The sequence below is a fragment of the Chryseobacterium sp. R2ACT005 genome (assembly GCF_049949215.1).
GTDB lineage: Bacteria > Bacteroidota > Bacteroidia > Flavobacteriales > Weeksellaceae > Chryseobacterium.
Genome location: NZ_CP188192.1, coordinates 919,526 through 946,158, shown reverse-complemented (window position 1 = coordinate 946,158; position 26,633 = coordinate 919,526). Strand labels below are relative to the sequence as shown.

General features: G+C 33.8%; 26 protein-coding genes. 16 read left to right on the top strand and 10 right to left on the bottom strand.

Annotated elements, in window-relative coordinates:
• Positions 1–34 precede the first annotated feature (34 nt).
• The 5 genes from ACPF63_RS04445 to ACPF63_RS04425 are packed head-to-tail and all read right to left on the bottom strand — an operon-like array spanning position 35 to position 10,298.
• Positions 35–1,660, bottom strand: coding sequence for an AIPR family protein (locus ACPF63_RS04445; RefSeq protein ID WP_426482113.1), 1,626 nt, complete (start codon positions 1,658–1,660; stop codon positions 35–37).
• A gap of 11 nt (positions 1,661–1,671) precedes the next feature.
• Entirely contained in the window at positions 1,672–6,807 is a 5,136-nt protein-coding gene (dptH, locus tag ACPF63_RS04440; protein WP_426482112.1) for a DNA phosphorothioation-dependent restriction protein DptH, read from the bottom strand.
• Positions 6,779–8,260 carry a DNA phosphorothioation-dependent restriction protein DptG gene (dptG, locus tag ACPF63_RS04435; protein ID WP_426482111.1) on the bottom strand — a complete coding sequence of 494 codons (1,482 nt, stop codon included), beginning with the start codon at positions 8,258–8,260 and terminating at the stop codon, positions 6,779–6,781. Before dptG ends, dptH begins: the two co-directional genes overlap by 29 nt.
• A complete protein-coding gene (gene dptF, locus ACPF63_RS04430) occupies positions 8,257–9,984 on the bottom strand; it encodes a DNA phosphorothioation-dependent restriction protein DptF (protein WP_426482110.1) in 1,728 nt (575 codons plus the stop codon). Before dptF ends, dptG begins: the two co-directional genes overlap by 4 nt.
• A 59-nt stretch (positions 9,985–10,043) precedes the next feature.
• Positions 10,044–10,298, bottom strand: a complete 255-nt coding sequence (locus ACPF63_RS04425) for an XRE family transcriptional regulator (RefSeq protein WP_426482109.1) — start codon at positions 10,296–10,298, stop codon at positions 10,044–10,046.
• Positions 10,299–10,672: 374 nt separating this feature from the next.
• Here ACPF63_RS04425 and ACPF63_RS04420 point away from each other — a divergent pair, with 374 nt between their 5' ends.
• From ACPF63_RS04420 to ACPF63_RS04410, 3 genes are all read left to right on the top strand, one after another.
• Positions 10,673–11,842, top strand: a complete 1,170-nt coding sequence (locus tag ACPF63_RS04420; RefSeq protein ID WP_426482108.1) for a PD-(D/E)XK nuclease family protein — start codon at positions 10,673–10,675, stop codon at positions 11,840–11,842.
• 449 nt (positions 11,843–12,291) lie between these two features.
• A complete protein-coding gene (locus ACPF63_RS04415; protein WP_426482107.1) occupies positions 12,292–12,612 on the top strand; it encodes a GIY-YIG nuclease family protein in 321 nt (106 codons plus the stop codon).
• A gap of 556 nt (positions 12,613–13,168) precedes the next feature.
• Positions 13,169–14,311: a 1-acyl-sn-glycerol-3-phosphate acyltransferase gene (locus tag ACPF63_RS04410; protein WP_426482106.1), complete on the top strand. Its 1,143-nt coding sequence runs from the start codon at positions 13,169–13,171 to the stop codon at positions 14,309–14,311.
• Between the two features lie 134 nt (positions 14,312–14,445).
• Here the strand turns inward: ACPF63_RS04410 and ACPF63_RS04405 are convergent, their stop codons facing one another.
• On the bottom strand, positions 14,446–15,495 hold the full coding sequence (locus tag ACPF63_RS04405) for an alpha/beta fold hydrolase (protein WP_426482105.1): 1,050 nt from the start codon (positions 15,493–15,495) through the stop codon (positions 14,446–14,448).
• A gap of 216 nt (positions 15,496–15,711) precedes the next feature.
• On the opposite strand from ACPF63_RS04405, the gene ACPF63_RS04400 reads away from it, so the two are divergent.
• The gene (locus tag ACPF63_RS04400) at positions 15,712–16,257 is read left to right on the top strand and encodes a hypothetical protein (protein WP_077418530.1); all 546 of its coding nucleotides are present in this window, start codon (positions 15,712–15,714) and stop codon (positions 16,255–16,257) included.
• An 18-nt stretch (positions 16,258–16,275) separates the two neighbouring features.
• Here the strand turns inward: ACPF63_RS04400 and ACPF63_RS04395 are convergent, their stop codons facing one another.
• The 3 genes from ACPF63_RS04395 to ACPF63_RS04385 all read right to left on the bottom strand — a co-directional run bounded on the left by ACPF63_RS04395 (position 16,276) and on the right by ACPF63_RS04385 (position 18,938).
• A complete protein-coding gene (locus ACPF63_RS04395; protein ID WP_426482104.1) occupies positions 16,276–16,704 on the bottom strand; it encodes a DUF3592 domain-containing protein in 429 nt (142 codons plus the stop codon).
• Between the two features lie 89 nt (positions 16,705–16,793).
• A complete protein-coding gene (locus ACPF63_RS04390; RefSeq protein ID WP_426482103.1) occupies positions 16,794–18,278 on the bottom strand; it encodes a serine hydrolase in 1,485 nt (494 codons plus the stop codon).
• A gap of 87 nt (positions 18,279–18,365) precedes the next feature.
• Positions 18,366–18,938 carry a helix-turn-helix domain-containing protein gene (locus ACPF63_RS04385; RefSeq protein ID WP_426482102.1) on the bottom strand — a complete coding sequence of 191 codons (573 nt, stop codon included), beginning with the start codon at positions 18,936–18,938 and terminating at the stop codon, positions 18,366–18,368.
• Positions 18,939–19,126: 188 nt separating this feature from the next.
• Between ACPF63_RS04385 and ACPF63_RS04380 the strand changes: the two genes are divergently transcribed.
• Entirely contained in the window at positions 19,127–20,020 is an 894-nt protein-coding gene (locus ACPF63_RS04380) for a CPBP family intramembrane glutamic endopeptidase (RefSeq protein ID WP_426482101.1), read from the top strand.
• A 99-nt stretch (positions 20,021–20,119) separates the two neighbouring features.
• On the opposite strand, the gene ACPF63_RS04375 is transcribed toward ACPF63_RS04380, so the two are convergent.
• Entirely contained in the window at positions 20,120–21,598 is a 1,479-nt protein-coding gene (locus ACPF63_RS04375) for a hypothetical protein (protein ID WP_426482100.1), read from the bottom strand.
• 416 nt (positions 21,599–22,014) lie between these two features.
• Here ACPF63_RS04375 and ACPF63_RS04370 point away from each other — a divergent pair, with 416 nt between their 5' ends.
• The 11 genes from ACPF63_RS04370 to ACPF63_RS04320 all read left to right on the top strand — a co-directional run bounded on the left by ACPF63_RS04370 (position 22,015) and on the right by ACPF63_RS04320 (position 26,583).
• Positions 22,015–22,230: a RebB family R body protein gene (locus ACPF63_RS04370; RefSeq protein WP_034697211.1), complete on the top strand. Its 216-nt coding sequence runs from the start codon at positions 22,015–22,017 to the stop codon at positions 22,228–22,230.
• 17 nt (positions 22,231–22,247) lie between these two features.
• Positions 22,248–22,763, top strand: a complete 516-nt coding sequence (locus tag ACPF63_RS04365; protein ID WP_077418525.1) for a hypothetical protein — start codon at positions 22,248–22,250, stop codon at positions 22,761–22,763.
• Between the two features lie 38 nt (positions 22,764–22,801).
• Positions 22,802–22,990 (top strand): hypothetical protein, encoded by a 189-nt coding sequence (locus ACPF63_RS04360; protein ID WP_077418524.1) that lies wholly within the window; start codon positions 22,802–22,804, stop codon positions 22,988–22,990.
• Positions 22,987–23,817: a hypothetical protein gene (locus ACPF63_RS04355; protein ID WP_142718699.1), complete on the top strand. Its 831-nt coding sequence runs from the start codon at positions 22,987–22,989 to the stop codon at positions 23,815–23,817. The genes ACPF63_RS04360 and ACPF63_RS04355 overlap by 4 nt, the downstream gene beginning before the upstream one ends.
• Positions 23,818–23,858: 41 nt before the next feature.
• The gene (locus ACPF63_RS04350; protein WP_047387834.1) at positions 23,859–24,245 is read left to right on the top strand and encodes a hypothetical protein; all 387 of its coding nucleotides are present in this window, start codon (positions 23,859–23,861) and stop codon (positions 24,243–24,245) included.
• A 23-nt stretch (positions 24,246–24,268) separates the two neighbouring features.
• Positions 24,269–24,496: a RebB family R body protein gene (locus tag ACPF63_RS04345; RefSeq protein WP_077418521.1), complete on the top strand. Its 228-nt coding sequence runs from the start codon at positions 24,269–24,271 to the stop codon at positions 24,494–24,496.
• A gap of 463 nt (positions 24,497–24,959) precedes the next feature.
• Positions 24,960–25,217, top strand: a complete 258-nt coding sequence (locus ACPF63_RS04340) for a RebB family R body protein (protein ID WP_047378383.1) — start codon at positions 24,960–24,962, stop codon at positions 25,215–25,217.
• Positions 25,218–25,296: 79 nt separating this feature from the next.
• The gene (locus tag ACPF63_RS04335) at positions 25,297–25,554 is read left to right on the top strand and encodes a RebB family R body protein (protein WP_077418520.1); all 258 of its coding nucleotides are present in this window, start codon (positions 25,297–25,299) and stop codon (positions 25,552–25,554) included.
• Between the two features lie 82 nt (positions 25,555–25,636).
• Positions 25,637–25,894: a RebB family R body protein gene (locus ACPF63_RS04330; protein ID WP_426482099.1), complete on the top strand. Its 258-nt coding sequence runs from the start codon at positions 25,637–25,639 to the stop codon at positions 25,892–25,894.
• An 84-nt stretch (positions 25,895–25,978) separates the two neighbouring features.
• A complete protein-coding gene (locus ACPF63_RS04325) occupies positions 25,979–26,236 on the top strand; it encodes a RebB family R body protein (RefSeq protein WP_047421299.1) in 258 nt (85 codons plus the stop codon).
• An 83-nt stretch (positions 26,237–26,319) separates the two neighbouring features.
• Positions 26,320–26,583: a RebB family R body protein gene (locus tag ACPF63_RS04320; protein WP_047378387.1), complete on the top strand. Its 264-nt coding sequence runs from the start codon at positions 26,320–26,322 to the stop codon at positions 26,581–26,583.
• Positions 26,584–26,633 lie beyond the last annotated feature (50 nt).

Here is a 26,633-nt window from a genome sequence, read left to right as displayed (position 1 = left end):
ACTGTTATCATAATACATATTTTATTAAAAGAATTTACCTAATACGATAAGTTCTATTTAACTTCTGTTTTAACATTCTCCACGCCTCTTCATGTTTAGTAAAAATTATTGGAGGAGTCAAAGCAGTTCCATGCTGTCTTTTCATTTCTCGTATTATTGACTTGATATGTCTTACACATGTACTATAAACATCTTCATTAGTAAGATTTTGATTTCGGAGTAAATAGAACCCCGCAATAATATGTAAATTAGCAGGGACTAGAATTTTTTTATCTGCAGCCGTAGCAGATTTTATTTTTTGCCTAACAAATAAAGCGAATTTTACCGCAGTATATACATCCTTTAGATTTACACTAATTGGAAAAATGGAATGATAAAGAGAATCAAGATCATTAGAAAAAATTTTAGCTCTAGAATTCTTTGCAAATGCGGGCTTTTCTAGCATGGTTGAACAAAGTACCTGTCCAAGTTCTGTAAAAAGTAAAGAATTATTATTAGTAATCTTTGTCGCTTTTCTATGATATGAAATTTCTTTTTTATTAAGATAAGATTCTATTATTATTTGGATTTTATCATTTGTTCTTAAATCCCAAGGATTAATAGAAACTTGACTATTACTTGCAAAACAAATTTTTTCAACCTGATTTGTATCAGCGGCAAAAATCTTAGCAATTACCGTTCCATACTTTAATGCACCTGAATTTCTGTTATCGTGAAAATGCTTTGAAATAGTTGTTATTGTTTGACATCCATTAACAATTTGAGGATTTTCAAGTCTGTATTTTCCATTACTAATAGATAATATTCTATCACATACTATGGCTATTCCATTATGTAGTTTATAAAATTGTTTTGCTTTTTGAGTACTGCTCAAAGATTGAACAATCTCATTAGTCACCTTTTTGCTATTTTGTAAACCTCGAACATTTGATTGAAATATTTTTTCTGGATAAGGATCAAAATAATAATAAAAATCGACAAGCTCCTTTAACTGTATTCTACATACTAATGAAATTATATCAGTACCTTCTCGAATAATAATTTGCGAATTAGTATCCTGTGGATTGTTTTTAGCTGCAGTGATTTTAAGATTGTAGTCAATAGGTAACTTATTAAGGCTAAGCTCTATATATATTAAATCTACTAAACTTATTAATCTTCTTTCTATAATTGAATCGTACTGTAATTGATCTAAAGCAATTTGGCCTTGAGGATAATCACTATTCCCACCTCCTCTAATAACTCTTAGTGCTACATTATAATTACCGGTCAATAATAATTCATTAATTTCCGGAATTTTCCTTTGGATTAAGTTATTACATGCTAGTAAATTTCCATCACCTCTAAAAACATGCGCATCCACGCTATCTCGGAATAAGCGAATATCATTTTCTCCAAAACCGATTGCTACTTTAAAATCATAGATGTAAATTGTATTATTAGATACAACAATTGCGTCTATTTGATCATCTAAGTCAGCATCTGTAATACTCCTGCATAGTTCACGATAAGTTATTCCCGGATGTAAAATCTTTAATCCTCCAATAATGTAGCTATAAGCATCTATACTACTACTACCTACATTATTATAACGTCTAATTCTTTCTGCCCAATCTCTATTTGAGTTTTTTATTGCGTTTAAGTATTCAGGTAAATCCATAAATCTATTTATTATAATTCCCAAAAAGCCTTATCCCTTATCAAAATCGGCTCCGAACCAGCCAAATTCACAATACTTTGATGCTTTTCTAAATCCTTTATTGTTTTAATTAAATTTTCTTTTTGTATCTTATTATCCAGTGAAAATAAAGATTCTACTTCTTTCATTTTAATCTCATTCACACGATGAATCACCCAGGTTAAAATATAATTGGAATATTCATTCTCACCGGTAGCAAAATGATTGAGAAATTGGGTTGACAGGATAGTTCCTACTCCAAATTCTCTTCCTTCTTTCAATATTTTACGAATAGAATTAAAGTTTTTACTCAGAAAATTATCTGCTTCATCTACTAGAATCATTTTTCTAATCTCTCTATCACTTCCATTAATTATACTATGCCCATGATGCTGCATTTGTGTATAAAAAGCATCTAATGTAATTGCTACAATTAAATTCTGAATCGATTCATCATAGCCAGATAAATTGATAACAACAATTCCCTCAATCAATGAATACAAAGACTTTGTTTTCGCTGTATCCGGCTCAAATATTTCAAATTCAGAAAGATTTGAAATGGCAGCATATAAACTATCCTGTGAATTGTTTTCATGACTTAGATAAACATCACACACATCCCCTAAAGTAGGTGGAGCCTGTGTCCACGAAGTGCGATCAGCCTTGAAAATACCCTTGCTTTCGTAAGCTTCTACAATAACATCTCTTAGACGTTGTTTCTGAACATTTCCTAAATTAAAAGCATTCGATATTGTTTCTTTTAAATCATTAGCAGTATGCAATGGTAGCATTGGTTTAGATTTTTCATCTGCATCTAAAGCCAATGGATTATAAGGTAAATGATAAGGGTGTAAAACTTTGGCATTTGTTTTATTCACAAAATCATCTTTAATATAATCCCCTTTATAATCAAAGATTAGAATCCCTAATCTTTCATTTCCAATATTTTTATCTGCATTAGCATTCAATTGGGTGATCAATGATTTGGTAAATTGTGTCTTTCCTGTTCCCATTGTTCCAATAATACCTGTATTAGTGTGCATTACTTTATTGGTATTATTTGGTTCCCAAAAAACTTTTTTAGAATTATTCAGATTAGTTCCGAATTCTATTTTAATCCCTTCAGCAGTATTACTGGTTACCTTTTTTTTTTCTATTTCTTGAGATGGTTCTGTTTCTAAATTATTATTGATTACTTCATTATTAAGTTCACTTAATATAACTGGATCCGGATCAGATGTAGTTTGCTCAAATGCATTAATCAATAAACAATCTTTATTAATCGTAGTTTCTGTATTGTGAAAAAATTGAATAAGATCATCAACGGATTTCACCAAAAATTCATATCCATCTGTTTCCAATAACTCCACGTGCATATAATGATCATTTGTGCTAATCTTCCTGCTAAACTTATCTTTTGCAAAATGAATTAACCCAAATGAGCCAATCATCAAATCTAAACGATTATTGATTATAAAATTGTTGTTCAGTAAATCTTTACGATAATCGTTGGAAATAATACACCAGTCTTGATGATCCCATACATTGAAGAGTTGCATTTTTTCAGCATTTGTAAGCACAATTTTTGCGAAAAAATTCTTGTAAAATTCACTTAAAAACCCTTCCTTACTTAAGTGTTCACGCAGTAAAGAAGCGGTACGCTCTCCTTGTTCAACACCTTTTTTAACAATTGAGTTATTACCAATTTTTAATTCTACAGGATATAAATGCATTAATAATTGATCATTATCTTTTTCTAATCCTATAAATAGCAAGTCATCACTGAAAGATCCATTGGCACCAAGATTCTTAGTAGAAAATAACCCATCTCCCATATTTAAACCGGCATTGCCTGAAACTCGTAGAATTTCTTCCAGGGAAATTGGAACCCAAATTATATTAGGATGATACAATATGGATAAAGTAGATTTTATTCCGGAAAGTAAACTCAGCTTTTCTCGAGGAAACTGACTACTTTGACGAATGAGTTTCAATAACCATTCTCCGTTGATTGCATTGAAAAAATTAATAATACTATTTTTGTCATTAGTTTCAAACTGCACATGATGTTTTTGTAAAAACTCTTTGACAACAACCTCATATTGATCTGTCTTTTGACTTACTGTAATGGCATCATACCCATTTGAATTATTATATTGATCACTGTAGTGAATAATCACTAAATCCTTACTTTCTTTGAAAAAATCAAGATCTACCTTGGGGTCTATATAAGTGACCCATTGGGAAGACTTATATAATTTTTCTAGGCTCTCTTTTACATCATAATTGATAGAAGTACAAAGTGCTTTACTCTTTTCATAAGGATCACCATTATTAGCAACACGAACAAATGCATTATAAAGACTTGCTAACCTTGTAAGCTGGTTTGGATTCTCAGGTAAATCTAATGTACCAAATCCTGTTCTGTAATTTTCAACTGTCGGCGTAGACACTACATCCGCCATTAATCCATTAAATGACACTCCAGTTTTCACTAAACTTAGATCATCATATGATCTTTCAGTTTTAGTAACATCAAATTGATAAAAAGTAATATGAGCATACTCATAATTTTCATTTTTTTGAGGCTCATTTTTAGAGTAAAACTTTACCTGATCAAAAAAAGCATTTAATAAGTCATCCTTTTCGAAGTTTTTAGACTTTAAATCAATTCTCAGATGCTTTTCTACATCTTCTACATTCTCATAAAATGTAAGCTCTTCAAATTTGGTAACAATTTTATGTGAACCATAAATATTTACTTCAATAGGATATAAATCAGATATTTTTTTATTTATATTATTATTCAAATATTTTCTATAATATTCAAAAATACCTTCTACAACTTCCTTACAATCTCCCAAATTGACAATATTGATTTTGACAGGAGACTTTACAGACTGATTAAAAATAAAATCGAAATTAGTTGTAAAATCTTTTATTTTATCAGCAACTAAATTTGACACATAATTTTTAGGAACAGCTTGCTTGGAATTCAGATAGATTGAATAATACAACCATTCTGGTGAATGATTAGAATCTATCGGAATATACACTTCATTAGGCTTACCCTCTATATAAGGGATCAGGTTGTAAGGATTTAACCGTTTTAATATAGCATCATAAATATCTTCATCTTCTAAGTCATTATTTAATTGAAGTTGATAGGCTACATTTATAGGATGTAGTGGGCTTAATTTTATTTTCTCTTCTCCGACATTTTCTTTAACTACCCCTAACCATAATAGATTTTTCTGAGCAGGTTTTAAAGATTTATTTTCTTCAAATTGTTCCAATTGTCTGATGAAGCAATTGATATATTCTAGCGAAATTTGTTTCAAATCCTCACTAAAATAAACTAAACTAGGTTGTGCTTGTTTAGACCTATAGTAATTTCTTAAATTATTAAAAGTAAATTTTATATCATCACTTAGTTCTAAATCTCTATCAGAAATTTCATTATCGTAACCTAGTTCCCAGGAATATGAATCAGAATTTATAATGTAATATTCGTGAATCAAATTTACTCTAAACTCTTCACGAATAGTCCTTTCATTATTTTTAAATAATAATTTTATAGTATCCCCTTCTTGTAAATATTTAAAACTAGTTTTGTTAATTCTTTTTTCTTTCCAAACTTCAAGCCCAGAAATAAGCTTAGGCAATTCAAAATCAGTTTTGAGTGCTATGGGAATTTTAACATCAGAAAAATCAATTTTAAAAAGGATAACATCTTCTTGGGATAAAGACGGATCATAATCTAAAACTAACTTTTCATCAGCGTTAACTTTGACAGTCTTATCTAAGCTTAAAATTTGGTTGGACTGAATATTACCTTCGGGGTTAAAGATGAGAATTGGAGTTTCTTTAATCTGTAAGTAAGAAGATGTTTTGCTAATTTTGAGCTGAAAATTTCCTTCAAATTCAGAAATAACATTTTCTTTGAAAGGTAAGTATAAAATTTTGATAAGATATTTTTTATCAGTTTCAGAGTCTTTATACTCAATTAGGCTAAATAAACTTTCCGGATTAAATTTAACAAACTCAATAACAATATTATAACCACTATTGGTAACTTTAATATTTTCAGATCCACTCCTTACTCTAAGTCCTTCCTTTTTTATGAATTGATCATATTTTGCATTCAATTTAAAAGGAAGTTCAAGCGATGGATTAAAAACAATAAGATTTATATTTCTTTTTTTAGAAGTCGAATCACCATCTGCTTTATACCAAAAAGTTTGTAATAAATTATCTCCAGTAATCGATTGAAAATTCGGAGGTGTCTTCTCTTTCTCACTCTCCATCCATTTTACTAATTGTGAGTAATCACATGAATTCCAACCTTCAGATACTAGAGTTTTAATTGCAGTGTCAGGAAGTTCTTGATCTAACTCAATTGTAGGATCGCCATTTAAAAAAATTTTCTCATACCTTTCATATAAGTTAAAATTCCCATTAAGGTCTTTTACTAAGGCTTCATTTTTTTTAGTTCGTAATTCTTCGTGCGAAAAAAGACCTAAAGAATTAAAATCTTCTTTTTTAAATGTTTTTTTAGTAAGTACATTAATTATAAATTCATAATCAAAAATTGAATTATTATCCTCAACAACGCTTTTAGTCTTCCTTTCTGAAACAAATTTCAAAATAGCTTTCTCATATTCTAATAAAGAATCATTTTGATCAATATCCTTTTCAATTCGTTTTTTAAATACGGAATGATGCAAAGGCATCCCTTCTTTACTCAAACTACTGCTACCTCCTAGTAAACTATCAAGCTTTCCACTAAATAAAATTAATATGGCTGTGTTATCAAATTTGTCACTTTGTTCTGCAACTTTGTTTCTAAGCATCGTAAGATAATCCTCAGATGCTTTTAAACTTGAAGCAATAATAACCTGAACATCACCAATGATTAAACTGGAAGTAGAATACTCTTCACCACCATCAGGATGTATATAAGAGAAAGAGATAGAATTTTCGGATAAGCTATTAAAAAGTAGAGACATCTGATTTTCATCCTCCAGATAAAAATTATAACGATCTCCTGATTGAATTCTTTGTTCCGTAAAAAACTCTATTATTAAATCTGAAATATACTTATATAGTTGACTTGACGTATTGTGCATCTCCACTATCACTTTTTTTCTCTATTAAATTAATTTTTTCAAACAACTTGATGATTTCTAATTTTGACATTTCATCAAACGTTATTCCTCGTTCCCTTAGCTTTTCCCACAAAGTTTTTAATCTGATTTTATCTTGATTTCCAATACAAAGTTTTGTTAGGAAAAGCAGAAGTTCTTGGGATAATACAGTTGTATTTCCTAATCTTCCTCTAGTTTTGGTATAATTTAATTTCCCGAATTGTAAATACCATTGGGCATATTTTTGATCAGCATGTTCACGCTGTGTATTATCGAATTGATACTTTATCAAAAAGTATAGCGTAAAAATATTCTTGCTTATTTGGCTAGTAAACATTTTAGCTGAAAGTTCAATATTTAACTTGTTTTCACACTCTTCCCAGCTTCCACTTGTTAAAGGAATACTCTCTTTATAAAAAGAACTTATCTCAGTAATATATTCTCTAAGTTCTTTTTTATCATCTTCTGTTAAGTCATCATAGATTATAACAAAATCATTATAATTCTTAATTGTAGAGCCATCAATATAGATATAGTTCAACAATTCTAAAGTATTTGCATGATAGAAAAAATTAGATGAATATTTATTTAGTTCCTTCCAGCCCAATGAATGATTTCTCAATCTCGATTCAGACAATGTCTCCCAATCCATTGTAAAATAAATTGGTCTAATTCTTTTTTCATTTCTTCCAAAATCATTTAAATTAATTGCCAACTGATTTAAATAATGGAAATAATAGTATTTTAAAAAATCCTCAATATGTTTTAGAAATAAAGATCTATTACTTGATAAAAAACTAAAATCATCATTAAATTGTTTCTTTATTTCAGGAAAAAAATTTTCATATCCTTCTATTGAAGAATCTGGTTTCGAATTTACATTAGGAAGATTAGGAAAATTATCAATTATTAATTTTGATAGAATATTTTCAGCTTCTATGTCAACATTTAAATTTGTTTCTTTAACATCCTTTAAAAAAATATCAGATATAAATATAGAAACTTCTTTAACAGCATTAAGAGACTTACCTGAAGTGATAAAATTCATATAAGGTAAAGTTTTTATATGAAATTTCACTAGGCTATTGTCCTCTTCAAAAAATAATTGTGTTAAAATATTTTTTAATTGTTCAGTATGCTCTGTTTCAACATTATTGATTGCTGAATTTAGAATATTTTCTTTTAAACTAGCTTTAAAAGAATCTTTAGAATCTTCAAATTCAATTTGAGTTTTACCATTTGATAACCTAAAAATTTCTCCGGTTATTCCTTGAAAAGATTTAAAATCATCACCTAATGAATCCCCTGCTGGATTTGTCTTGAAAGGTAATAGTTTAACTTGTCTTCCAGTAATATGTTTAAAAGTATTATTTTTATTCACATACTTGGACTTTACATTATCAATTCCTCCTTTAAATAATTCTATTCTTTTCATATCATTTGAAAATTGTAATCCCCGAATTCATCCATTGAGAATGTATAATCTATCTCTTGTCCAATATTTACTTCATCTATATATAAAGTAGAGTTATCTTTATTCTGATTAATTAGTTTATTAATAATATCTACAAAATATACATAGTTATTATTGTCTTTTTTGTTAGGTTTATAGCCTTTTAGAATCATCTTCAAAAGTTTGAATAAACTATAATCAACATGAATTTTTGGAACTCCTATATAAGATAGACAAAACTCTTGCGAAAATTTATTATGCTTAACTTCTGTTTTCGCTTTGGCATTTTGCATTTTAAGATCTGGAGTTGCTTTAAAATCTTTGAAAATTCTGTACTGACTTTGTTTTTTTCCCACATTGATAATGATTTTCCCATTACTTTTTGGATTACCATTCCAATTTTTTGCAGCTTTCTCAACTAAAAGGTAAATACTCTTAAATTTAGGATTATTGTTATAATGAAACAACCAAGACATATATTCATCGTAATCTTCATCTCGAAGATATTCCTGACTAGAATAATTACTAAAATAATTAAGCCTCAAAAACAATTTTGAAAGATTTATTGCTAGAATATATTCTTGATTAATTAAAAAATCAATTTTGTATAAATAGTTCTGATTAATATAATCAGAAAAAACAGTCATTGCCTTTTCTACATTCATTAAAGTCAGTAAAATATCATCTGTAGCAGCTGTTCGGTTTATACAAGGATCTAAATTTTCGATTTTACTGAATAAACTTGATAATTCAGGATGCTCAAATAAATAATTAGGAATCAAGTTTGTTAGCATCTCATCTGCTTTCATCCTTTCAATCTCCCCATAATAATCTGTATATTTTATACTACTAAGATTGATTGGAACCAAAATATCATAAATGAAATTAAGTAATGTTCGGATAGAAACAATCTCTTTACTTTTTATAATTGCTTTGATAATAAGTTGAGAAATTATTAATCTATTATTTTCATCAAAAAGAAACTCATAATTATAAAGAATCGGGCAAAATATTTTTTCATCTAAACTTATCTTATAATCCAAGTATGCTCGGTGAATGCTATTAGCTTCATCATCAGTAATGATCTTTTCCAAAACAGTCATTATCACTTCTGAATCGGCTCCATTTTCAGTTAATGAATAAAGATGATAGTCAGTAAAATTAATATGATTAAAATTCCTGCTTACGTCAGCTATATCGTCCTGAGGAAACTCAGCATCCAAAATTTTATATTGTGTAATATATTCTTTAAGATAAGTGAATTCTTCACCGTAAGTGTCTATAAACTTACTTAAGGTCCCTAAGTTTATAGCAAGAATCATTTTATCTTTAGATTGGTGTAAATTTTCATCTCTGAATCCATTTAGAACCTTATATAATGTAACATTGGAAGATTCATTTGGATTATGAGATTCGGTAGCATCATTATGAATTTTAAATTGAGAGATTGTATCTTTTAATTCATTATGGAGATAAGAAAGTATATGTGATTTTCCGTCGCCAACATTTCCACAAACTAAAATTAATTGTGCCTGCTCTGATGTACTGCTTTTAAGAATAATATTTTTTAATTCTTTTTCTACTTCTCTCTCTATATGCAAATATTTTTTGAATTCATCTAAATCATATTTATCACCTTGTGCGATAGCATGACGAGATGATTCTTTGAGTTTCTGTAACTCTGCAATGAATGGGTGATTTTCCATTTGATTATTAGTTTCTATACTTAACAATATAAATTCCAACTTGATAGTTAGATTACCTCTTATTCTTCTTTGAAAATTGGATCATCGAAAAAATCCTTTAAAGTAATATTGATAATTTTACAGATTCGATTAATACTGTAAATTGTCATTCCTCGATCGTTATTAATGTTTTCCCAGCTATTTAGAAGTTGCCTGTCCATCTCATTATCAGTTGCAAACTTTGATTGAATATTACCAGATTCGGATCTTAGTTTCTTCAAACGCTTTGCAATCTTAATTCTTAATAATTTATCTTCTTCACTTAATTTTGCCATCAGGCAATTTTGCGAAATATTTAAAAATTATTGTAATGCATATGAATTACATAATCTAATAATAGTGAATCTTAAAAATATTTTATAACCTTATGGAATCCCGTAATTTATATTTAAATTTCATATGCATTTTTTAAGCAAGAAAGTGCTAAATAAATAATAGTTGACATTAGTAAAAATGAAGCAATCTATTAAAAGTTCGATTAGTTTTTACAACAAATAAAAAAATAAGTAGTGGTTTCTAATCTTTTTTATAATAGAGTGATTATTCTATAAAATTTATGCTTTCCCGTAAGCAGAAACTGGAGATTATTATTATTATTATTATTATTATTGCCAGAAAGAGTTTTAAAAACAATATTAACTAATAAATCATGAATAATTATATTTCTTTTTTCAAAGAGATTCAGGCTCGTTCTAAGTTTGAGATTGAATATGAAAAAAGGCATTCTAAAAAGCTAGCTGCTAAATTTAATACGATGAAGTTCCTCCACTGGAACGAAAATAAAGTCTCTGAAATATTAGCGTTTTTTTTAAATCCAAATGAAAACCATGGTCAGGGTGATATTTATTTGAAGCTTTTCAAAGAAGAATTAGGATTGTATTTCCCTTATGATACTCCGGAAAAAGTTCAGGTTATTTTAGAGGATTCAACCTTTGATAACCGACGGGTCGACATTGTTCTGAAGAATCAGGACCAATCAAGTATTCTGGGAATTGAAAATAAAATTTATCCCTGGACAAAAGATCAGGAAAATCAGGTTGAAGATTATTTGAAATACTTACAGTATATCAGTAATAACCATTATCAGCTTCTCTATTTAACCCCGAAATCAAAGGAATTAACAGAGTACAGCGGCGGAAAAGAAATCGAAAAACTGATAGAAACAGGAAAGCTCTATTTGATCAACTACGAAGAACATATTATACCAATATTAAAAGAATTTATAAAAAATACAGAAAATGAAAGAGTTCGTTCTTTTTTAGTAGATTTTGAAAGTCAACTTATTGAAAATTATATGGGAAAAGAAAACTTAGATATGGGTTCATTGAATCATTTTATCACAGAAACTGAAGAAAATATAGAAACCGCTTTTAAAGTATCCAACACTTTAAATTCGATTAAACAGGAAATGAAAAATCTTGTTGATCAGCAGATGCTTCAACTGACAGATGAGTTAACTGAAGAATTAAAAATGCGTATCATATATAATGAACAGTTTCATCATTTTGAAATTCCTGTCTTTAAAAACTTATTCATCAAATTCAATTATGAAGAAGGTGGAGTTATTTATGGTTTGGTAAAAACACCTCAATATAAGGATTCACACCACGATAAAATATATCTGAATGATCTTAGAAATTATTTAGGAATAAAGTTCAGAACATCACATTGGTGGCCTCTGTTTTTCTTACAATATGCTAATATAGAACATGATGCTTCATTCTGGATTGATGTAAGAAATGGCAAGTTTAAAAAATTTATGAAAGATTTTATTATTGCGGTTATAGAAGCTCCTGAAAATTTAAAACCAGATCTGTAGAAGATTCATACCATTTGTCATTTCGTAGGAATCCGGACAGAGATTTGGATAATAAATTATGATAGAATAAGAGTTTAGATTCCTGCAGAATGACAAGGTGAATGCATATTTTTTTGTGTATGTATGTGTGCATAGCCACTTATTTGCTCCAGACTTAATACAAACTATCCGCTTAGACTATCCACGAAGTTTGTCATTCCGTAGGAATCCAGACAATGGTTTGGATAATAAGTGATGAGAAAATAGGAGTTTAGATTCCTGCGGAATGACAAAGATTGTGTCTCATTACCTTGTTTGGTTCGTAGTATACCTTTCACCTTTTCTTACAAATAAAAACTCATACTCAATTGAGAAAGAAGCTATCATTCTTCTTTCAATACTTTGATTAAATCCAATTGAAAATCCAGTTGAAAAATATTTTTTGTAACTTTTATAAAACAAATACACAAATGATTGAGTTTTCAACAGGAAGATATACCTACTATATCTATATTCTTACCAATAAAAATAGAAAAGTACTTTATACTGGCGTTACAGGAAACCTCCACATAAGATTGTTTCAACACAAAACCAGACTAAATCCAAGTAGCTTCACAGCAAGATATAATCTTGAGTTTCTAATTTATTACGAGAAATATGATTGGATTCATCATACTATTGAAAGAGAAAAGGAAATTAAAAACTGGTCAAGAATTAAGAAGCTTGAGCTTATAAGGAAGACAAATCCTAATTTAGAATTTTTGAATTACTTGTTTGAAAACTGGCTTTGATATGAGTAGTATTTCATATCAAATGACAAAATTGTTTGTCGTATAATGAAGTACAAACTATCCGCTTAGACTATCCACACAGTTTGTCATTCCGTAGGAGTCCAGGCAGAGATTTACATAATAAATAATGGTAGAAATAAGAGTTTAGATTCCTGCGGAATGACAAGGTGGCCGCATATTTTTTTTGTGTATGTATGTATGTATGTATGTATGTATGTATGTATGTATGTATGTATGTATGTATGTATGTATGTATGTATGTATGTATGTGTGCATAACTACTTATTTGCTCCTGACTTAATACAAACCACCCGCTTAGACTATTCACACAGTTTGTCATTCCGTAGGAATCCAGACAATGGTTTGGATAATAAGTGATGAGAAAATAAGCAGTTTAGATTCCTACGGAATGACAAGGTGAACGTGTATGTAGATCGTTTGTTATACACGGTTCAACTAACTCCTACGCCCATCATAATACTTTAACACCCATTATACCCATTCCCCAGATAAATTTTCGTTCTTTTGCAAAAAGTTTTAATTTTTAAATAATTGCATGTCGAAGTTTGATGAAATACGGTATTTTCATGATCATGAAGTGAATGAAAGATTGCAGAGTGTAGCCCGTGATCCCATGATGAAAGCACTGATGAACTTTACTTTTCCCGGTGTGGATGAGCAGGTCTGGCTGGAACAGTTTAAAGAGATCCACTCTATAAGTGATTTTCAGCATCATTTTGTAGCGCATACCGTTCGTCAGATCCTTTCAAAAAGTTCTGAAGGTTTAACGACCTCTGGCTTCGATAAGCTGGATAAAAATACTCCCTACCTTTACATTTCAAATCACAGAGATATTGTATTGGATACTTCACTGCTTAATCTGGCTCTTCTGGAAAGCGGCCATATTATGACTGCTTCTGCCATTGGCGATAATCTTGTGAAAAGAAACTTTTTGAATATACTGGCAAAGCTGAACCGCAACTTTTTAGTTCAAAGAGGATTGTCTCTTCGCGACCAGCTTAAAAGTTCACAAACCATGTCTGAGTATATTGATCATCAATTACATGATGAAAACCGTTCTGTATGGATCGCCCAGCGTGAAGGCCGTACCAAAAACGGTAATGATGCCACTCAACAGGGTGTTTTAAAAATGCTTGCCATGGCATCCGGAGATCAGTCACTGATAGAGTATTTTAAAACCTTAAAGATTGTTCCGATATCCATTTCTTATGAATATGATCCTACAGATTCTTTGAAAATGCCTCAGCTACTGGCACAGCACAGGGATGAGGAATACATCAAAGGTAAAAATGAAGATTTTACCACTATGCTCAGCGGCATATTAGGGCAAAAGAAACGAATTCATCTGCATGCCGGTGATGTTATTGATACCGAACTGGATGAAATTGCCGCTACTATTGAGAATAAAAACAAACAGTTGCAGGCTATTGCACAGGTGATTGACCATTCAATTATTAAAAATTATAAGCTTTGGCCAACAAAATATATAGCCTACGATCTGATTCACAATACAGATACGTATGCTTCACACTATACCGAGCAGGAAAAACAGCTGTTTATCCGAAGACTTGAGATGCGTATAGACCCATCTGATCCGGTTTCCAAGGAATATTTCCTAGCGATGTATGCCAATCCTTTAGTTAATAAACTGAAGCTCGAAGAAGAAATAGAAGGCTAATTACCATTCAGATAAAAATAAAAACCACTGCTATTGAGTAGTGGTTTTGTTTTGTTCAGAGGTAAAAGAAAAATGATAAAGTTCTCTGGTTTTTTCTTTTCAACATCCGGGTCATACAATTTAATCCGACAGTTTTATTTAGATTGTGACATGGAGTCTACCTCTATAATGGCATCTGCAAATGCTTTGGGAGCTTCCTGTGGTAAATTGTGTCCAATTCCACCTGTCAGGGTGTGATGGGCATATTTTCCGGTATATCTGGAAGCATAACTTTCCGGGGCAGGAAACGCAGCTCCGTTGGCATCACCCTCAAGGGTAACTGTTGGGACCGTAATGGACGGAGATTTTACCAGTTTAGCTTCAAGCGCATCATATTGTTTTTCTCCTTTCACCAACCCCAGACGCCAGCGGTAATTGTGAATTACGATATCAATGTGGTCAGGGTTATCAAATGCTCCGGCAGAGCGTTCGTAGGTCTGATCATCGAAAGCCCATTTTGGCGAAGCTGTTTTCCAGATCAGTTTATTAAATGCCACAGTATTGGCTTTGTATCCCTTATACCCTCTTTCAGTTGAAAAGTAATACTGATACCACCATAAAAACTCGGCATTTGGAGGAAGAGGTTTCTCGTTTGCCTTTGGGCTTCCTATTAAATATCCGCTTACGGCAACCAGGCCAGTGCAGCGCTCAGCCCACAGTGCTGCCATGATATCGGCAGTTCTGGCTCCCCAGTCAAAGCCACCAATGATCGCTTTATCAATTTTCAGGGCATCCATAAAAGCAATAATATCTAGTGCAACAGCACTCTGCTGACCATTGCGTTTTGTATTGGGAGATACAAAGGTAGTTGTACCGTAGCCTCTTAAATAAGGAACTAAAACACGGTAGCCCTTTCCGGCAAGTATAGCTGAAGATTGTTCAAAACTGTGGATATCATAGGGCCATCCATGAAGAAGGATAACGGGCTTTCCATTTTCAGGCCCTACTTCTGCATAGCCTACATCCAGCAGCCCGGCTCTTATTTTCTTTGTATGTTGGAAAGCTGATCTGACAGCTGTATTTTCCATATCTTTCCCGCCAGTGGCAGAAGTCTGTGCTTTTAGAGATAGTAATCCCATTCCTATAAAAATAACTAAGGATAAAATGGCCTGTACTTTTTTACTGAAGTTCAATGTAGTATTCATAATCGTGATGTTTTATTATGGTAAAATTATGATATAACAGAGCCAGGAATAAGTGTAAATACTTTGAACAGGCCATATTGAACGGTGAATAATGATTTTCACACGGTAAACCAGACCGCAGAATATATACAGATGCCTGAAATGATTATCAAAATAGGCAAAACATCATTCATCATTCCAAAAACAGTATCTTCGTATCTGAAAAAATTTGACAAAATGAAGAAAATAGTATTGCTGGCTTCGGCTGTCCTTGTTCTCAATTCATGTGTGGTAAGAACGGCTACAAAAGTAGTTTCAGGCGCTGTAAGCTTAAGTTATAAAGCGGTAAAAGGAACTGTAAACGGAATCAGCTGGGCCGTAAGCAAAGCAAAAGGGAAAATTGATGAAGACCGTATAGACGGAACCTGGAAAGTGGTAGGTGTTTACCGCGGTTCTTTCGAGGATTTTTCAAAAGATCAGAATCCTGACGGCTCATTTACCTCAGAATGTACAGAAGGTTTTGACCAGATCGTTTTCAAGGCTAAAAAGTCTAAATTCAAACCTGTACACTGCAGTTCACAAGATGAAGACTGGGTAAAATATTCTATGGAATTCGGAAAAAACCCTTCAACAAAAGAAAAGGAAAATTATATAGAATACAATTCCAACAATTATATTTCTGTCATCGATGCTAATAATAAGACGATGATTCTGGAAGGAAACCTGATGCCTAAACTGGGATTTTCCGGAGCTAAGCTGTATCTCCTGGAAAAAGTAAAATAGAAATACAGTAGGAGCAGGTTATTTTAAAAACTGGTTTGCAATAAAATAGCCTCCTCCTATCACCAGTAATGGCAATGCAATAGAAATCAATATTAAAGGCCAGGCAAAAATTCTAAAATACGTATATAATTCTACAGAAGAAGGATCCTCGGGATCGTAAATAACGGTCTCCGTTTCTCCTACCGACCAGGCTGAAGGATTGGTGCCTTCCGGCAGTTCATAGGTATAGTCAACATTATTTTGTGTACGGAAGGTAAAGAGAGGGCTGAATACTACTCCATCCGATTCAAATTCCCGCAATGAAGTAACAGTTGCGGTTGCCTTTTCTGCTTTTTTTAAGAATGAGAGTGTGTTTTTGAAGCTCATCAATGCTGCAACAAACAGAATCACTCCTGCTCCAAGGATAATATAATATTGCCACATAGCTTTCTTTTTATTTCCGTTCATAATAGTGTATCCTGAAAATAAATATTCAGCTACCTTACTTATTTCCAGATTGATATCCTAAATATACAAAGATTTATCACAACATATCATTATTTACTTTCTATCTCCACAATCTTCTTTCCTTGCTCTCCCAGATAGTGAACCACCAGTTTTTCATAGACTTTATAGCCATCATCTACATTGGTAAATATCACAATCCCCTTTCCTGAACTGGGCAGTACAATGGCAATACATCTTGTTCCCTGATCGGCACCTCCATGAGATAAAGCATATTCACCATTCCCAAAATCATAGATTTCAAAACCTAACCCGAAATATTTACCTTCTTTTACTTTTACCTGTTTTTTGATCATTTCCTGAAAGACTTCCGGCTTCAGATTTTTTCCTTTCATAACGCTGATCATAAAATTTCCGTAATCTTCTATCGTGGTATGCATATCATCGGCAGCATTGGCTGTTGTAATTTTTTCTATTGGATAAGCATTTCCCTTTTCATTGTATCCTGTTACAAATCTTGATTCTGTATTCTGATCCCAGATATAGTTTGTGTTATGCATTTTGAGAGGCTGAAAAATAAGTTCTTTCGCAAGCTGGTCCAGTGATTTTCCAAACTTTTTTTCCAGCGCTTTCCGAAGGTATTCAAAACCTTCTCCTGAGTATTGGTATTTTGTACCGGGATCAAACTGAAAGTTCAGTTTTTTGTCGGCGTTCATCCATCTCCAGTTGGGAAAGCCGGTCTGGTGGCTCAGGATCATTCTGGTGGTCAGTTTCTGATGTCTCGGATCGTTGATGATATCCGGATCAGTCCAGTATATATCTAAAGGTTCATCCAACTTCCATTTCCCTAAGCTTATAAGCCTTAATGCGACCATTGCCGTGACAGGTTTGGTAAGAGAGGCTACATTAAAACAGGCATTAAGAGGAGCTGAAATTCCTGTTTTAGTATTTCCAAAAACTTTTACCTTCTGTAGTTTTCCTCCTTCGATAATTCCTAATCCCATCGTTGGAATATTATTTTCTTTCAGCCAGCTTTGCATCGACTGATCGTTATCAAACATTGTTTCATTATCAGTAGTCTGCTTCGGATGGTGATCAAAACTCAATGAATTCTTAAGTTTCCACTCAGCATTTTCCAAAATCCACAGATGAGTAAACTTTGCTTCCCCAACCAATTTTTCAGCTTGATCTCCTACCTTCTCATAAAACAGATGATCTCCGTTCTGAATGGCAGCATATATTTTTCCATCTTTATACATGGGATAAATCTCAGTACTTTTATCAACTAATACTCGTTTTAATTGGTAGGTTTCCGGAGACTTGCACAATCCGTTTTTAAAATCAATAATAAATTTCTTTTTATCCTCAAAGCCGCCTTTATCGTGATAAAATTCAAATCCGTCGCTTAACATGCTTTCCATCTTCCCGATGTTACAGGTATTGTAGCCTGCTGAAAAAAACAAGCTGTCTTTCAATATAATTGTTTTATAAAGAGGATCTGTTTTTTCTGTCTGTGCATGAACGATACTCATCAACAGAATAAAAAAAGGAAGGATAAGCTGTGCAGATTTTGTCATTGTTATTTTTTTGACAAAGGTTCAATTTCATTTTGTTTTTTTAATAAAAATGAACCCGACAAAAACCCGACAAAGCCACGACAGAAATTATAACATACTGAATCTCAATTTGAAATACAGTTTCTTTTTACGGTCAATCTCTGCAGCATTCCGGAGGATCATAAATACGTTGGACAGTACAATAAGGATCATCAGAATAAGCGTAAACTCTTTTCCGAGCTTTAAAAAGATACCGAGCATAAATACAATGTGTGCCATAGCTGTCCAAAACATCTGCAGTGAAATAATCTGTTTGGTGAGACTGTTTCTCTGCTTCATAATAAACATTAATAGAAAGGGAGCCAGAATATTTAATGGCGGTACGACCACAAATAATAAGGAAGAGAGATTAATCATTTTAACCAAAGAATAATTGATCGTTTCAGGTTCTTCTGCGGTTTCTGTTGTTACCTCATTATTTTCCTGGGAAATGATGATTTCTTCCTGCAATAATAAAGATTCCTCTATTTCCAAAGTCTGCGCCAGCGTTCTTAAAGTATGTCCCTTAGGTTCTGTTCCGGATTCTATCCGCTGAATGGTTCTTACAGAAATTTTTGATTTTTCTGACAGTTCCTCCTGAGTCAGATTTTTTTGTTCTCTTATCGCTTTTAGTCTGGACATGTTCTGGGGTAATTCGGAAAAAAATTGTTTTGGCTAATTTACAGTTTTCCATTATTAAAAAAAATAAGCCGTCTTTTTTAAAGTGAACAGTACTAAAATTAATATTCATATAAGAAATAAGTGTACTTTTATTAAAAAATAACCTTCTATTTTTCAACTATTTATAAACTTCAACACCAGATCAGTCTATGGAAAACACAATATCCAAATCCGAAATCAGGAAGAATATTGCGACTTACCTGTGTCTTACCCTGCTTTTTTGTCTTCCGGTCTATTATATGTGCATTCGTACCGGAAAACTCGGTGGCGGAATTATATCCTATGCTACCATTGTGATGTGGTGCCCGGCCATTGCAGCACTTCTTACCTGCCGTATCCGGAAAATTCCTGTTTCTTCCCTGGGCTGGAAATGGGGCCTTACGAAATACCAGATCATGGCTTACTGTATTCCTATTCTTTATGCTTTTGTTCCTTATCTTATCATCTGGATCAGTGGTGCTGGCGGCTTTTATAATCATGAATTTATAGCAGATGCCGGCAAAGGGATGGGCTGGAATCTTTCTGACGGCCAGACCATCATCCTGTATGTCATTCTGATGAGCAGCTTTGGTATGGTGCGTTCTGTAGGCTCGGCATTGGGTGAAGAAATAGGCTGGCGGGGTCTTCTTACTCCGCAGTTAGCAAAGATCAATTCTTATACTGCCACCTCTCTTTGGATGGGTCTCATATGGGCTATCTATCATTATCCTCTTCTGCTTTTTTCCAATTATAATACGGGTGGTCCCAAATGGCTGGCTCTTCTATGTTTTACGGTCATGATATTTGCATCTTGCTTCATTTTCACCTGGTTACGGTTAAAATCCGGAAGTTTATGGACCGGAGCTATTTTACATGCCAGCCACAACCTTTTTATACAGTCTATTTTCACACCGCTTACTGTGGATACGGGAAATACCAATTATTATATTGATGAGTTTGGGGTTGCCCTGCCTATTGCAACCGCTATCGTTGCCTACTTTTTCTGGAGAAAGAGAAAAGAATTACCTGAAAAGGATACTGAAGATTCCCTTCTTTCCGCATAGCATTATTCATCAAAAAACAGCCTTCTGTGTAGAAGGCTGTTTTTTGAAATATCAGTGAAGTCAGTATTTTAATTAATCAGCAGAGTCCGGGCTTACTGTTTAATTGGCAATTTCCAACAGTTTTTTGTAATCTTTTCTTTTCTGTGGGATGATTGGGTTGTACATAATTTCTTTGTCAATCCAGCGTTCAGGCTTTAAAAATGAGAGAATAAGCTCCATATCTTTGTTATTAAACCCTTCATAAAATCTGCTTTTTTCTTCTTTTGGTATGGGAGTTAAGGCTTTTTCATCTTTTCTACGCGGAGCGAAATGCGCCCCTGTATAATCTCTTTTTTCGTCTCTGAATTTTGCTTCTATAGTAGGTTTAAGCTGCTGCTTCAGTTCTTTTATCTCATTTTCTGTTTTAGGTGTGGTCATTATTATTTTGTTGATCTCTTCACCTAATTCGTACTCAATTCTTTGATTGATGTCTTTTATTTTTTCCTGAAGAAATTTACCTGATCGTGTTGGTGGTTCACTCAGCAACAAACGTTCATATCCGGTGGCATCACCTCCTTTTTTAGTCTTACCTTCATTCTCCTTCTTCCAAGCAAGCATTCTGCCTCCGCTCTCACTGCCTTCTTCTTCCATGTACCTTACCGTGTATCCTAACATCGCCATCACTTCAAGGTTACCGCTTCTGAAGCCCAGATGCTTTACATGGGTGAAATTTTTCTCAAAATACTCATACAGCTTAAACTGCCCAAAACGGGTATTACCTCCCCATGCTAATAAAGATGGTGTTTTATCATCCCAAAATTCGGTGATGTTGAATACTTTGGAAGGATGAATATACCTTTTGACATCACTGACAATATCATCAAACTTAGATCCTCTCTCTTTCACATAGCCTTTATCTCCGGTAATAATAATTGCATCATACATCTCTGCTACTCTATAAATAATCTGCCTGATCCCTGTATAGCTGGTATCGTGTTCTATATGGATATCTCCTCCTTTTCCACTGAAACGGGACCATAAAATAAGTAAGTTGTTTCCACTGGTGGGTATTCCTTGTTGTTCCAGCCATTTTTTTATAGCGTCATCTTCATAGGTGTTGATATTGACCTCCCATCTTTCTTTTAGCTTAGCCCGTAAGGCCGGCGAGTATTTTCTGGCAATATAGTCTGTTCCATAATTCACCCCTTTAATATATCCCTTTCGCTGATACTTACGTGCTTCATCTTCTAATTTTTTCTTACCGGCTTTATCTCCCCTTAACTGTTTTACTTCTACAACATGTATTCTGTCCCCACCTATCCCGGAATCTCTATAGAATTTTTTTATAGAATCTGCTTTATCGGTATGGTCTTTGACCGTGCCGTCGCCTTTTGAAATGACAACATGAAGCTCCTCATCATCAATTAAAGTCGCGGCAATTCCAAACATATCACCGGTGGCATATCCGGGCTGGATAAGCACCTTAGGTTTAAATTCAGGTTTGGGGCCACGTTGACGTTCAGGTCTTGGTGCTGGTCTGCGAGCAGCAGCATCTGTATTGGAAACAGGTGCTTTGTTTTTTTTTCTATTTCTTATCATATCGTTTAGTATAATACGTTAGGGAACAAATTTCAAGGTAAAGCTCCCGACAAAATAGAGGGGATCTACCCATTTTTAGAAATTCAGGGTTTCCCCTTATGGGCAGACAGGGTATTTGTGTATTATGTAGTAATGATGATAGAAATACAGTTATATGGGCTGCTCTATTTTCCGATTCTGTTATTTACTGACACGATGGTTATCTAAAAAATTCACTCGTAGGAGAATTCCCTTATTTTTTAAAATTCAGTTTTTTCCCTTAATGAAGATTTATTCCGTTTGATGAAATTTGTATCAGACAAAAGAGATCAACAGTCTCACAGTGAAGACTTACCCAGGAAATAATAAGGTTGAGTTGAGACTTTGAAAAAAGATGTTTGAAAATAAAAATAATAGTAACCCATTAAAACCAGAATATGGCAGAAACAGTAAACACCCAGACTACAGATGCAGTAACGCAGACCAATGTTACCGTACTTGGTGAGTCTCCCGCACAGGCTATGAGTATGCTTTACCAGATGGCCACACATGCCAGTGGAATTTCCATTCAGAATTCTGTAACAAACCAGCAGAACTTGAACCAGCTCAACCCTGCGATTGTTGCAGATGCCATTAAAATTTTAAAAGGATAATATAAAACCTTACAATCATGAGTGAACACAACAGTGAAACCCAACAATCCCAAGCAGCAAATGCTACCACTCCGGCGGAGAAAGCTGTAGTATTTGTGAACAGTGAGGTACTGGCCCCTCCTAAGGCTTCCCCAATGACCGGAGTAACAAAAGTAATGATAGAACAGTCTACAGGAATGATGGTTCAGGATTTACAGTCTTTTTTGAAAGGATTTGAGCAGGTAGGTTTGATTGCATTAAGCAGGCTGGCCAATAATCTACTGACGTATGGAACTACTTTCGGTCCGGCTCCTGGCAGTAAAGAAACTTCCACTCAGATGGCAGAGCACCTGCAAGGCCAGGATGCAGGAAAGGGAAATGAAATGATGAAAGATCTGTTCAAAATGGTAAGTGAATATGCTGAGGTGAAGGCTAAAATTTCCAATACTATTTATAATGTCAACACGCCTCCGGTTCCAGTGGCTCTTCCTTCTCCTCCCTCGTTTACGGAAGTTTCTCCTGAGACTGAAGATCCTGAAAAAAAAAACGAGTAGATCCGGTTCCGGAAGAAGTCTCATCAGAAAAGGAAGGTATGAGAAAAAGCTTTATCACGGCTGATCATGGGGGAAAATTAGTATTAAAGTCAGTAAAACTGACACAGCCACTCGTAAAACCAGAGATTAAGGAAGCAGTAATTCCTTCAGTAGAACCTGAAGTTAACCGCAAGAAAAAAACAATAATAAATCAACTCCTTGAAAAAATTAAAATAAATAAAAGATGAATTATTCTTCAACAACCAAACCCGCCAAAATTTTAAATCTAGAAAATTTAAATGATTTAAATGAACGACTTTACCTGACCCGAAGCAGTGATATTTCTTATTTTGACACGAGAAGTACTGATGTTAAAAAGACGGAACATAATGCAGAGCGAGTTGTATTTAATCTTCAGACCTCAAACATTAATATTCAGCCTGCCATAAGACTGGTGAACTGCATCAACAGAGGAAATAAAAGATACAATCATTTCCAGTCTTTTGTAGTGGAACCTATAGACAGATCAACGGGAATTGCCGTCATCATGGTCAAGCTGGATGATCCGAAAGCTTTTTATTGTAATGTGAGAATTTTACCTTTTACCACCTTAAATGAAATTGCAGTTTCAGATCTTGATTCAAAACTTCTTACCATTAATCTTGAAAAGGCAAAATGGATTCTCAAAACAGATATCACGATCACCCCATCTGATACGGGAGAAGCTCAGTATTCTGTACATGATGTGGATGTAGCTGCTATTTCCGAACTGGTAAGCCAGGAAGAAATAATTGAATTAAAAAGAGAGCTGGAATTCCAGGCTTCTAAGCTGATTGCCCATTATTTCCAGGAAATCCTGAGTATTGTAGTGAATGAAAACCCTCCAAACAACGGCAGGCTTCCTGTAATTCCGGATGATTATATCCTTACCCTTCCTCCCAACCAGTTAAAAGAAATGTTGTCAGCCACTGCTATTTCAGCGTGTATTGCGTTGGAGATAACGGGTTATAATGTAGTAAAAGATATCAACCACGACTGGAAGGCTGCAGCTGCATTTATTAATTATCTGCTGTAAAGTAAGCGTTTACTTTTTCCAACATTATAAAAACAGTACTTATGCGCAGAAGAACCCGCAAGAAGGCACCCGCTCACAAACCTCCGGTACCTGTAACGGAACCTGAAATCGTCGAAAAAGAAATCATGCCTTTTGTTTTAAGACATGAAGAGGAAATCATTAATTACATCAGAGATAAAGCCGTCAAAGAGACCATGAAATCACTTGGCCCTTTGCTGGAAAAGCTGGAAGAAGCTGTGAAACAACAAGAATCACCTCAGGTACAGGAGACTATACCACCACCTCAGGCTGATCCTCCTATGATGAACTATGAAGAACAGTTGAAAAGACTTCAGGAGGCCTCAACAGCAAAGGTAAAGGAGAAAGAGCTCAAAATAATGGACCGAATGAATAAGCTGAGTGCCAGATTTGGTAATATCCGCCCTTAAAAACATCAAAACCAACAGATATTATGAACGAAATCGATACTATAATTATGGGAATGTCTACCGCTGTACCTAATGCTATTTCAACACAGGTAAGTGCGCATTCTACAGGTGCAATGCAGATCAATTCTGCCCTGAACCAGCAACGAAATAACATGACGGCAATCGGCAGCTATGTCATGGGTCTAAAAAAAATGAGTCCAAAGAATATGAAAATAAAAGAACTGGAGACCATTAGGAAAGGACGTTTCTAATTTCAGTTCAACCCAAACTACGGATGTGGTTTATTTCCCTGCAGAGATGAAATCCGGTGCCCTCAACATATATACAATCAGGTCAACATTTATTTGCACCGTCTTTCAGATGCTGTCTATGTACAGAAGCAATCATTCAGAATCCATCTTTAGCCCAAAGGAATCCAGCATTGCCAGCATACCTGCAGTAGAAATTTATTTTTAAGACAGATATTAAAAATAAAAGCCACATCCTTTTATCAGGAAATATGCTTTAAACTCACACAGATTTTACAGATAAGGGTTTCAACCATTGTATTCAGAGCCACCCTTCAAGTCTAATTTATTCATAACCTGTCAATACCAATGCCTTTGAAATGTATCATCTGCAGGATCTGTAGTGAGTTTAAAAATAAAATAGAAAACTAGTTTACCTCAATAATTATTAACCGAGATCAGATCTCAACAAAAAACAAAAACAATTATGCCAGTTAATGAACAAATCACAGACGCAGTAACGCAATCGAACGTGAAAGTAGTAGGAGAATCTCCTGCCATGGCTTTAGCCAACGTGTACCAATCTGCAGCCCATTCTACAGGAATTATGTTTGAAAATGCAGTAAATGCACAAAACCAGCAGAATATTTTAGGGCAGGCAGCTACCACTCAGGGTATTCTGCAGATCTACAGCCTGGATACGGTAGCAGATGCGGTTTCCATTGCTAAGATTCTTAAGCCTTAATTTTTACACTTTTTTGATAAAAAGTAATTCTCAGCCGGAAAATCCGGTCGTTTTTTAACCTTAATAAACAATAATCATTATGCCAGTTAACGAACAAATCACAGATGCAGTAACACAGTCGAACGTAAAGGTAGTTGCAGAATCTCCTGCAATGGCTTTGAGTAACGTGTATCAATCTGCTGCCCATTCTACAGGAATTATGTTTGAAAATGCGATGACTGCTCAAAATCAGCACAATATCGTAACGCAAGCAGCTACCACACAAGGGATCACTCAAATCTACAGTAAAGATACCATTGCTGATGCCATCTCCATTGCTAAAATCCTTAAACCTTAATCCATTTTTTGCAGACCGCAAATAAACAATTTTATACCACCGGAAAATCCGGTTATTTTAACCCAAATAAACAATAATCATTATGCCAGTAAACGAAAAAATCACAGACGCAGTAACACAATCGAACGTAAAAGTAGTAGCAGAATCTCCTGCAATGGCACTTGCCAACGTATATCAATCAGCTGCCCATTCTACAGGAATCATGTTTGAAAATGCAATAAATGCACAAAACCAGCAAAACATTGTCAATCAGGCAGCTACTACACAAGGAATCACTCAGATCTACAGTCTGGATACCATTGCTGATGCTGTTTCTATGGCTAAAATCCTTAATCCTTAATCCATTTTTGCGAAAAGCTTAAATACCATTGCCCGAACAACCGGAAAAGCCGGTTGTTTTTAACCCAAATAAACAATAATCATTATGCCAGTAAACGAACAAATCACAGACGCAGTAACACAGTCGAACGTAAAGGTAGTTGCAGAATCTCCTGCAGTAGCTTTAAGCAACGTATATCAGACAGCAGCACATTCTACAGGAATTATGTTTGAAAATGCAGTGAGCGCGCAAAACCAACAGAACATTGTAACTCAGGCAGCTACTACACAGGGTATCGCACAGATCTACAGTCTGGATACCATTGCTGATGCTGTTTCTATGGCTAAGATCCTTAATCCGTAATTCATTTTTGAGGAAAGCTTAAATAATTATTTTAAACAACCGGAAAATCCGGATACTTTTAACCCAAATAAACAATAATCATTATGCCAGTAAACGAACAAATCACAGACGCAGTAACACAATCGAACGTAAAAGTAGTCGCAGAATCTCCTGCAATGGCTTTAAGTAACGTATATCAATCTGCAGCGCATTCTACAGGAATTATGTTTGAAAATGCAGTGAATGCACAAAACCAACAGAACATTTTAGGTCAGGCAGCTACCACTCAGGGTATTCTGCAGATCTATAGCCTGGACACTGTAGCAGATGCGGTTTCTATTGCTAAAGTATTGAATCCTAAATTATAGTGTATTTTTAGATTTCTTGTTATCAGGGAGTGCATTCATGTACTCCCTGA